Here is a 9,885-nt window from a genome sequence, read left to right as displayed (position 1 = left end):
AACCATAAGCAGCCGTTACCGCAGCAACGGATATGTACTCAAGATCACCCCCGGTCCAAGGCCACCCCCTCCCGAGCCTTGCGCCTGTTCTTGATCCCATAACAAACCCACATAAACACCACCCAAACCGGAATCGCATACACCGACACTTGAATCCCCGGGATCAGCAGCATCACCCCAAGAATAAACACCACAAACGCCAGGCAAACATAATTCCCATACGGATACCAAAGCGCCTTGAACAACGGCACCTGCCCCGTCCGATCCATATGCTGCCTAAACTTGAAATGCGAAAAACTGATCATCGCCCAGTTGATCACCAGGGTCGCCACCACCAGCGACATCAACAACTCCAGCGCATGCTGCGGAATCAGGTAATTCATCAACACCGCCACCAGCGTAATCGCCGCCGACGCCAGGATCGACCGCACCGGCACCCCACGCTTGTCGATCTTCGCCAATGCCCGCGGCGCATCACCCTGCTCGGCCATCCCCAACAGCATCCGGCTATTGCAGTAAGTGCCGCTGTTGTAGACCGACAACGCCGCCGTCAGCACCACAAAGTTGAGAATATGCGCTGCCGTGTTACTGCCCAACATCGAAAACACCTGCACAAACGGACTGCCGCTATAGGCGTCCCCGGAGGCATTCAGGGTCTCCAGCAGGCTGTCCCAAGGCGTCAACGACAACAGCACCACCAACGCGCCGATGTAGAAAATCAGGATCCGGTAGATCACCTGGTTGATCGCCTTCGGAATCACCGTGCGTGGCTTGTCCGCCTCAGCCGCAGTAAACCCGAGCATCTCCAGGCCGCCAAACGAGAACATGATGATCGCCATGGCCATCACCAAACCACCCACGCCATGGGGAAAGAACCCGCCGTGCTCCCACAGGTTGGTCACCGAGGCTTGTGGCCCGCCGGTGCCGCTCACCAGCAGGTAACTGCCCAGGGCGATCATGCCGACAATGGCGACCACCTTGATGATCGCAAACCAGAACTCGGCCTCGCCGAAGACTTTGACGTTGGAAAGATTGATCACATTGATCAACACAAAAAACGCCGCCGCCGACACCCAGGTCGGGATCTCGGGCCACCAGTAGTGCACATACTTGCCAACTGCCGTCAGCTCCGACATGCCCACCAGGATGTACAAAATCCAGCAGTTCCAGCCCGACAGGAAGCCGGCGAAACCGCCCCAATACTTGTGGGCAAAGTGGCTGAAGGAACCGGCCACCGGTTCTTCGACGATCATCTCGCCCAGCTGGCGCATGATCATGAAGGCAATAAAGCCGCAGATGGCATACCCGAGGATCATCGACGGCCCGGCGGATTTCAGCACGCCGGCCGACCCCAGGAACAACCCGGTGCCAATCGCGCCACCGAGGGCGATCAGTTGGATATGGCGATTTTTCAGGCCGCGCTTCAGTTCGCCTGAATGCGAGTTGGCTTCACTCATGGAAAGGGTCTCACGCAAGGTTTGAGGGTGCTCATGGAGGGGTGCTGCTTTGGTAACGGGCTACAGCAGCGCCGATCAAACCCCGGTCCAGCGTTTTTTCTTACGGTCATACGTCACCTGTTGTTTTTATCTGTGACGAAATCGAACCCGACGGGCTTGTGGCCAGGCGGAATGAACAAGGCGGATAGCCCTGAGAGAGTGGGATCACAGTAAAACGCGGCGCATTGTACACCGCCAAACCTGTCTGGGCTGACAGGATGCGGTGCGGCAGATAGGAGGGACATTAGGAAAATTCTTTCAGATAACGAGAAGTTGACGAAAGGACGATTCCTACAAAACGATGCAACCAACTCTCTGTTTCATCGACATAAACCAAATCGCCATCAAAACGGAATAAAAAATCCAAATGGAACCGTGTCAATAAAAATTTTGCAATCCCAAACACTCTCTTCTAGGTTCATCCACTTGCCCAGCGCAGCAAGCTGGCAAGCTCGTTCTCAAACAACGTCATCTAGGAGATTCACCATGCAAGCACTGGAAAATGACCTGGAAACCGAACTGCAACTCGACGATTGGTTTGAAGCGCCGACCCATGAGGCCGCCGTTGAAATGATGCAAGCCGATGCCGTCGTGCCGTTCGGCACCGCGATGTGGCCTTTCTAATCTGATCAGGCACCCCGGCAGGTGCGGGACGCCGCACCTGCCACTGCTCCTACCGAAGGCTTTGAAGGAAGGACGTCATGGACAAGGCCCGCGCCGTCGAACATTTTCTGTATTACCTCGCCCATCACCCGGCCCTCGCCGGCCTGCACCGCCCCACCATTTTGCTTGGCCATACCGAACGCTACGACGCCATCGCCCAGTCGATCATCCAGGGCTGCGCTGCCCGCTTCGACTTCCAGGTACAACGCCTGGACCAGGCCCCCAGCGAAACGCTGGCCAAGGCCATCGAAGGCTGTGACCTGTACATGTTTCTCTACGATTCCTCGACCTTGCCCAACCCACGCGCCGAAGGCCCGGACTTTATCCGTGCCCTGCAAGGCGTGATGGCCGAGCACTGGAAAAAGTCCCTGCTGCTCAAGGACTATGGCGATTACTTCTACGACACCTTCAGCGTCGCCCCACAGCGGATTGCCGACCTCAACGCCACGTTGATCCGGCGCATGTCCCAGGCCAGCGTGCTGAGCTTCACCGACCAGCATGGCTCGCGCCTTGAAGCGCCCATGAGCAGCATCAAGAAGTGGACCAATATCAACGGCGTCGGCAACCACGACCTGGCGCCCGGCGAGATCGCGACCCACAGCGAGGCCATCAACGGCCAGGTGCGGTTCGTCGGCACCTTCCTCAGCACCATTCCCTTTGCGCGCAAATACGGCGTGCTGCAATCACCGCTGGAACTGTGGATCGAGAACTCGACCATCTGCACCGTGGCCAGCGAAGTGCCGGGGCTGGCGGATGACTTCAACAAATACCTGAATGCCAACCCGTCCAATCGCCGGGTGGAAGAACTGGGCATTGGCACCAATGAAGGCGTGAAGGATTTGTATGCGCGCAACGCCGGCTTTGAAGAGCGTCATTGCGGGCTGCACCTGGGATTGGGTGGCGGGCAGAAAGGCAGCCATCATCTGGACCTGATCTTCGCCAGTGGCGTGTTGGCCCTCGACGATAAACCCGTGTTCGATGGGGCTTTCATGTTCTGACACGCCCGCCAAAACAATGGAGATCAACTGTGGGAGCGGGCTTGCTCGCGAATGCGGTGGGTCAGTCACTGGATGTATCAACTGATACACCGCATTCGCGAGCAAGCCCGCTCCCACAATGAACCTGCTTTGCTCATAGAGCAGGTTCCAAATCCTGGCCAAAAAAAACGCCAACCCGAGGGTTGGCGTTTTTATGCAGCGCTTAACGAATCACTGCGGCTTCTTGCGACCAAAACCTGGACGCTGGCCGGAACCGGCCGGTGCACCACGACGCTTGCCCGATGGCGCGTCATCGACCAGCTTCAGGCCCGGGCGCTTTTTCGGCGATGGCTTGGCTGGACGTTTGGTGCTGGCGCTGTCGTCGGCACGGCCCGCAGCCGGAGCACCACGACCAGACTCGCCACGGTTACCGCGACCGCCGGCAGGTGCATCACCACGACCGGCTGGACGCGGTGCGCGCGGCGCACGTTCGCCATCCTGACGGGGCGGTGCCGAAGGACGACGCTCGCCTTCGATGTGCGGCTCGCGGGAGATGCGGCCGCCCGTGGCCGGTGCATCCAGCGCAGGGCGCAGGGTGCGGGCAACACGGTCGGTACGCGCCACCGGACGCGACGATTTACGCTGCATACGCTCAAGCTTGTCTTTGCTCTTGGCGTTCATCTGCGGCATGGCCACCGGCGTCAGGCCGACTTCGGCACTGAGGATGTCGACTTCGTACTGGCTCATTTCGCGCCAGCGGCCCATCGGCAGGTCGGAGTTGAGGAACACCGGGCCGAAACGCACGCGCTTCAGGCGGCTGACCACCAGGCCCTGGGATTCCCACAGGCGACGTACTTCACGGTTACGGCCTTCCATCACCACGCAGTGGTACCAATGGTTGAAGCCTTCGCCGCCCGGCGCCTGCTTGATGTCGGTGAACCTGGCCGGGCCGTCTTCCAGCACGACGCCGGCTTTCAAGCGCTCGATCATTTCGTCATCGACTTCACCACGCACACGTACCGCGTATTCACGGTCCATCTCGTAGGAAGGGTGCATCAGGCGGTTGGCCAGCTCACCGTCGGTGGTGAACATCAGCAAGCCGGTGGTGTTGATGTCGAGACGACCGATGTTGATCCAGCGGCCTTCTTTGGGGCGCGGCATCTTGTCGAATACGGTTGGACGGCCTTCCGGGTCGTCACGGGTGCAGATTTCGCCATCAGGCTTGTTGTACATGATGACGCGGCGCACCGATTCGGCGGCCTCTTCACGCTTGATGACCTTGCCATCAATGGTGATGGCATCGTGCAGGTCGACGCGCTGGCCAAGGGTGGCTTCAACGCCGTTGACCTTGATGCGCTTCTGGGTGATCCAGGCTTCTACGTCGCGGCGCGAGCCTACGCCGATACGGGCGAGGACTTTCTGCAGTTTTTCGCCTGCGGGGCCGATTTCCTGGGTGTCGTTCTGGTCTTGGTCACTCATCTTAAGCACCTCCCGGTGTGTCGATTCAGGCTTGGCCTGAAGATAGTAAAAGCTGGGCTTTTGGCGAACGCATCGCCAAAGGGTCGCGAATCATACGCTCATGGCGCGCGTTGCGCATCAGAGACTAGTCGATAAGTGCGGGCTCATTTGCCTTTCCGCCGACCGGTGGCACCCAGCGCCAGCAGGCGCAGCTCGGCTTCGGCGAGTACCGTGCGCTTGTCGACCTTGTCGAGTTTCTTCCAGGCACGGATCTCGCGCTTGCTGCGCCCGCAGCCCACGCAGATGTCATCGGTGAATTTGCAGACGCTGATGCAGGGGTCTTTGGTGGAGCTCATTTGAGTTCTCCTTGCTGGCGACAATCCAAATGTGGGAGCGGGCTTGCTCGCGAATGCAGTGTGTCAGTCGCCGGATGCTTGGCTGACCCACCGCATTCGCGAGCAAGCCCGCTCCCACATTTTGTTATGCGTCAGTCTTCGAATTGGCGGCGCTCGTTTTCGATGGCTTCGGCCAGGGCGCGGGCTTCGTCTTCTTCGTCGCTCAGCGGCGGTTGTTCGAGCGCTGCGACGGCGGCCAGCAGTTTGGCACGGGCTTCGGCGACGCCGAGGATGTCCTCCTCGGGTTCAGGCTCGGGCTCATCTTCAACTTCGACTGGCAGCTCAACCTCAACGTTCAGTTGCAACGCAGGCTCCTGCTCACCGTCACTGACCGCACCATCACGCAGCAAGTCATCGAAGTCGGTCTTGATGCCCTGCTCCATGTCATCCAGTTCCAGCAACAATGTGTGGAAACTGGTTTCGTCCTTCGGCTCTTCCGGCTCGGCGCTGGCGTCGGCCAGCTCCTGCAACCCGGCGGGCACCGGTGCGTCGTCGAAATCCAGGACCGGGTCCGGCTCCATCTCCCGCAGCTCGGCCAGCGGCGGCAAGTCGTCGAGGTTTTTCAGGTTGAAGTGATCGAGGAACACCTTGGTAGTGGCAAACATCGCCGGCTTGCCGGGCACGTCGCGGTAGCCAACGATCCTGATCCACTCCCGCTCCAGCAACGTCTTGACGATATGGCTGTTGACCGCGACGCCGCGCACGTCTTCGATCTCGCCCCGGGTGATCGGCTGGCGATAGGCGATCAGCGCCATGGTTTCCAGCATCGCGCGGGAATAGCGCTGCGGGCGTTCTTCCCAAAGGCGGCCGACCCACGGCGAAAACTTCTCGCGAATTTGCAGGCGATACCCGGAAGCCACTTCCCGCAGCTCGAAGGCACGGCCGTCGCAGGACTTGCGCAGAATCTCCAGGGCCTTCTTGAACACCGGCGGCTCAGGGCGCTCGGCTTCTTCAAACAGTTCGAACAGGCGCTCCAGGGATTGCGGCTTGCCCGAGGCCAGGAGAAAGGCTTCCAGCAGCGGAGCCAGTTCGCGGGGTTCAGTCAGATTCATCGATTCAGCTCTTTATTCGGCTCGCGCCCGCACGTGGATAGCCGCAAAAGGCTCATTCTGGACCAGCTCGACCAAGGATTCCTTGACCAGCTCAAGGATCGCCATAAAGGTCACGACTACCCCCAGGCGCCCTTCTTCCTTGGTAAACAGCTCGACAAACGGCACAAACCCGCCGCCCTTGAGGCGATCCAGCACATCACTCATGCGCTCGCGGGTGGACAGTGCCTCGCGGCTGACCTGGTGGCTTTCAAACATATCGCCACGGCGCAGTACTTCGGCCATGGACATCAGCAACTCTTCCAGGCTCACGTCCGGCAGCAGCTTGCGCGCCCGGGCTTCCGGGGCGTCGAGCTTGGGCACCACCACATCGCGGCCGACCCGGCTCAAACCGTCGATGCCTTCGGCCGCGGCCTTGAAGCGCTCGTACTCCTGCAGGCGGCGGATCAGTTCGGCGCGGGGGTCATCCTCTTCCGCCTCGATAGTCTCCGAGCGCGGCAGCAGCATGCGTGACTTGATTTCCGCGAGCATCGCGGCCATCACCAGGTATTCGGCGGCCAGTTCCAGGCGCACGGTCTGCATCAGTTCGACGTAGCCCATGTACTGGCGGGTGATTTCCGCCACCGGGATGTCGAGGATATTGATGTTCTGCTTGCGGATCAGGTACAGCAGCAAGTCCAGCGGACCTTCGAAGGCTTCGAGGAAGACTTCCAGCGCATCCGGCGGGATGTACAGGTCCAGCGGCATTTCCATGACGGCCTGGCCGTAGACCATGGCAAATGGCAGTTCCTGCTGGGCGCCCGCCTGGCTGTCGACGGCTTCCACGGCCGACATTCAGGCCTCGACCATGAACGGTGCCGGGTCGCCACACCCTACGCGCACCACTTCCGGCTCGCCGTCGGCCAGGTTGATCACGGTAGAGGCCTTGTTGCCGCCGTAGCCGCCGTCGATGATCAGGTCGACGTGTTTTTCCAGCAGCCGGCGCATTTCATAAGGGTCGTACAACGGCTCTTCTTCCCCCGGCAGGATCAGCGACACACTCATCAGCGGCTCACCGAGTTCGGCCAGCAGCGCCAGGGCGATCGGGTGTTCCGGCACCCGCAGGCCGATGGTGCGCTTCTTCGGGTGCAGCAGCAGGCGCGGCACTTCGCGGGTGGCGTTGAGGATGAAGGTGTAGGGCCCCGGCGTGTGCGCCTTGAGCAGGCGGAAGGTGCCAGTGTCGACCTTGGCGAACAGCCCCAGCTGGGACAGGTCGCTGCAAATCAGTGCGAAGTTGTGGTTCTTGTCCAGGTCACGCAGGCGTCTTACGCGCTCGACCGCATTCTTGTCGCCGATCTGGCAACCGATGGCGTAGGACGAATCCGTGGGGTAGATCACCACGCCACCGGCACGGATGATTTCCACGGCCTGTTTGATCAGGCGCGCCTGCGGGTTTTCCGGATGAATCTGGAAGAATTGACTCACGTGTTCTACCTGTTCAGACGGTGGCAATAATGGGGTCATGTTTGAAGCGACACCAAAGGGGCGGCAAATCTTCCGGAACGGCGCGGTACTCGCCAATCTCGGACCAGCCGCCGGGGCCATGAAAATCACTGCCGGCGCTGACCAGCAGACCAAATTCGCGGGCAAGAATCGCCAGGCTGCCTACCTGCTCGGCGGGTTGATGCCCGTTGACCACTTCGATTGCGTGGCCGCCCGCTCCAATATAGTCGCCAATCAGCTTGCGACGCTTGCTGCGGGTGAAATCGTAATGCCACGGATGCGCCAGGCTGACCCAGGCACCTGCTGCCCGCAGTGTGCCAACGGTGTCTTCCAGGGTTGGCCAGTGTTGCTTGACGTCCCCCAGCTTGCCGGCACCCAGCCATTTGCGGAACGCTTCGGCGCGATCCTTTACAAAACCTTCACGCACCATCCAGTCGGCAAAGTGCGGGCGGGCCGGGGCGTTGCCGCTGTCACCCAGTTCCTGCTGGATGGCGCGGGCGCCTTCCAGGCCGTTGGGCATGCCCTTGAGGGCCAGCTTGCGGCTTATTTCTTCGGACCGCAGCCAGCGGCCATCGTGCAATTTGGCGATGGCCTCCACCAGCGGCGGCGCGTTGACGTCGAAACCGTAGCCCAATACGTGGATGGTTGCGCCGCCCCAGGTGCAGGACAATTCAACCCCGTTGACCAGTTGCATGCCCAACGCATGCGCCGCCTCGCGGGCCTCTGCCAGGCCTTCGAGGGTGTCGTGGTCGGTCAACGACAGGACTCGCACGCCTTTTTCAAACGCACGCGCAACCAGGACCGCGGGCGCCAGGGCGCCGTCGGAGGCTGTGCTATGGCAGTGCAAATCAACATTCACGGGAGTGTGTAACCTCAAGTCAGCTGGCGCTTTCGCTACCAAGGATGTTTGTTATTATGCCGCCACATCCAGCTTCTGGCTCTTACTGTGAAACAATTCATCGACTTCATCCCGCTGTTGCTGTTTTTCATCGTTTACAAAACCGACCCTCGCGTTATCGATCTTGCCGGCCACGAACTGACCCTCGGCGGCATCTACAGCGCCACGGCGGTGCTGATCATCAGCTCCGTGGTGGTCTACGGCGCGCTCTTCATCTCCCAGCGCAAGCTGGAAAAAAGCCAATGGCTGACCCTGGTCGCCTGCCTTGTGTTCGGCAGCCTGACCCTGGCCTTCCACAGCGAAACCTTCCTTAAATGGAAAGCCCCGGTGGTCAACTGGCTGTTCGCCCTGGCCTTTATCGGCAGCCACTTCATCGGTGATCGCCTGCTGATCAAGCGGATCATGGGCCACGCGCTGACCTTGCCAGACCCGGTGTGGACCCGCCTGAACATCGCCTGGATCGTGTTTTTCCTGTTCTGCGGCGCCGCCAACCTGTTCGTCGCCTTTACCTTCCAGAGCTACTGGGTGGACTTCAAGGTGTTCGGCAGCCTGGGCATGACCGTGCTGTTCCTGGTCGGCCAGGGTATCTACCTGTCGCGCCACCTGCATGACACCGACCCTACCACGCCGAAAACCGAGGACTGACATGCTCTACGCCATCATTTCCACCGACGTCGCCAACTCCCTGGAAAAACGCCTGTCCGTACGCCCGGCCCACGTCGAGCGCCTGAAACAGCTGCAAGCCGAAGGCCGCCTGGTACTGGCCGGCCCTCATCCTGCGGTAGACAGCAACGACCCGGGAGATGCCGGCTTCACCGGTAGCCTGGTGGTTGTCGAGTTCGCCTCCCTGGCGGCGGCACAAGCCTGGGCCGATGCTGATCCGTATGTAGCGGCCGGCGTGTACGCCCAGGTGCTGGTCAAACCGTTCAAGCAAGTCCTGCCTTGATTCGTTGCGCGCTGAACCAAATGGCTTCAGCGCACTCCTAAACGCTCATTATTCCCGGTAACCTGCCGACAACGTTCTGAATATTCGTGTGGAATCAGGAGTTCCGATGCGCTTACGTCAGTTGTGTCTGTTGGCAGTGTTAATGATCGGGGCTACGGCCCACGCTGAAGAAACCTCGAACACCGGCAGTTCCACGCCCCTGTCCTTGAGTGCCGGCAGCCAGATCACCGATTTGCAGCAACGTTTGAAAGAGAGCGAACGCCAGCGCGATGAGCTGAGCAAGCAATTGCAAAGTGCTGACGCCACGCGGGAAAGTACCCAACTGAGTAAACTGCGCCAGGAGAACCAACGCCTGGTCCAGCAACTCAAAGAAGCACAGGGCAGTGCCTTGCCACGCTGGCTTACCGAGCAACAACAATGGTTCGTGACCGGCGGGGCAGTCGCGCTGATCGCCCTGTTATGCGGGATCTTCGCCAGTGGCGGGCACCGGCGCCGTCGACAATGGCTAAATTGAGTGAGTC

General features: G+C 60.3%; 12 protein-coding genes. 5 read left to right on the top strand and 7 right to left on the bottom strand.

Translation table 11 applies throughout. The features are described from left to right. Positions 1-44 precede the first annotated feature (44 nt). The gene (locus tag HX839_RS01210; RefSeq protein WP_003220082.1) at positions 45-1,457 is read right to left on the bottom strand and encodes an amino acid permease; all 1,413 of its coding nucleotides are present in this window, start codon (positions 1,455-1,457) and stop codon (positions 45-47) included. Positions 1,458-1,982: 525 nt separating this feature from the next. Between HX839_RS01210 and HX839_RS01205 the strand changes: the two genes are divergently transcribed. Together HX839_RS01205 and HX839_RS01200 are read left to right on the top strand one after the other, a co-directional pair. Continuing rightward, positions 1,983-2,120 carry a hypothetical protein gene (locus tag HX839_RS01205; RefSeq protein WP_003175756.1) on the top strand — a complete coding sequence of 46 codons (138 nt, stop codon included), beginning with the start codon at positions 1,983-1,985 and terminating at the stop codon, positions 2,118-2,120. Between the two features lie 77 nt (positions 2,121-2,197). After that, a complete protein-coding gene (locus HX839_RS01200; RefSeq protein ID WP_102605965.1) occupies positions 2,198-3,157 on the top strand; it encodes a leucyl aminopeptidase in 960 nt (319 codons plus the stop codon). A 210-nt stretch (positions 3,158-3,367) separates the two neighbouring features. On the opposite strand, the gene rluB is transcribed toward HX839_RS01200, so the two are convergent. From rluB to HX839_RS01170, 6 genes are all read right to left on the bottom strand, one after another. Beyond that, positions 3,368-4,615 carry a 23S rRNA pseudouridine(2605) synthase RluB gene (gene rluB, locus HX839_RS01195; protein ID WP_003220080.1) on the bottom strand — a complete coding sequence of 416 codons (1,248 nt, stop codon included), beginning with the start codon at positions 4,613-4,615 and terminating at the stop codon, positions 3,368-3,370. Between the two features lie 143 nt (positions 4,616-4,758). Further along, positions 4,759-4,950, bottom strand: coding sequence for a DUF1289 domain-containing protein (locus HX839_RS01190; RefSeq protein ID WP_008433107.1), 192 nt, complete (start codon positions 4,948-4,950; stop codon positions 4,759-4,761). Between the two features lie 131 nt (positions 4,951-5,081). Then, on the bottom strand, positions 5,082-6,041 hold the full coding sequence (gene scpB, locus HX839_RS01185) for an SMC-Scp complex subunit ScpB (RefSeq protein WP_008433105.1): 960 nt from the start codon (positions 6,039-6,041) through the stop codon (positions 5,082-5,084). Positions 6,042-6,053: 12 nt separating this feature from the next. Then, a complete protein-coding gene (locus HX839_RS01180; protein WP_173406103.1) occupies positions 6,054-6,752 on the bottom strand; it encodes a ScpA family protein in 699 nt (232 codons plus the stop codon). 120 nt (positions 6,753-6,872) lie between these two features. Further along, positions 6,873-7,502: an L-threonylcarbamoyladenylate synthase gene (locus tag HX839_RS01175; protein ID WP_003220075.1), complete on the bottom strand. Its 630-nt coding sequence runs from the start codon at positions 7,500-7,502 to the stop codon at positions 6,873-6,875. Positions 7,503-7,515: 13 nt separating this feature from the next. After that, positions 7,516-8,379 (bottom strand): PHP domain-containing protein, encoded by an 864-nt coding sequence (locus tag HX839_RS01170; protein ID WP_003220073.1) that lies wholly within the window; start codon positions 8,377-8,379, stop codon positions 7,516-7,518. 87 nt (positions 8,380-8,466) lie between these two features. Here HX839_RS01170 and HX839_RS01165 point away from each other — a divergent pair, with 87 nt between their 5' ends. The 3 genes from HX839_RS01165 to HX839_RS01155 all read left to right on the top strand — a co-directional run bounded on the left by HX839_RS01165 (position 8,467) and on the right by HX839_RS01155 (position 9,878). Beyond that, on the top strand, positions 8,467-9,063 hold the full coding sequence (locus HX839_RS01165; protein ID WP_003220071.1) for a septation protein A: 597 nt from the start codon (positions 8,467-8,469) through the stop codon (positions 9,061-9,063). A 1-nt stretch (position 9,064) separates the two neighbouring features. Beyond that, the gene (locus HX839_RS01160) at positions 9,065-9,364 is read left to right on the top strand and encodes a YciI family protein (protein WP_003220069.1); all 300 of its coding nucleotides are present in this window, start codon (positions 9,065-9,067) and stop codon (positions 9,362-9,364) included. Between the two features lie 106 nt (positions 9,365-9,470). Beyond that, positions 9,471-9,878, top strand: coding sequence for a hypothetical protein (locus HX839_RS01155; protein WP_003220067.1), 408 nt, complete (start codon positions 9,471-9,473; stop codon positions 9,876-9,878). The last annotated feature ends 7 nt before the right edge of the window (positions 9,879-9,885 follow it).

The organism is Pseudomonas sp. I8001 (assembly GCF_013385345.1).
Lineage (GTDB): Bacteria > Pseudomonadota > Gammaproteobacteria > Pseudomonadales > Pseudomonadaceae > Aquipseudomonas.
The sequence above is the reverse complement of the archived record's forward strand: the minus strand, read 5'-3'. Positions and strand labels throughout refer to the sequence as shown.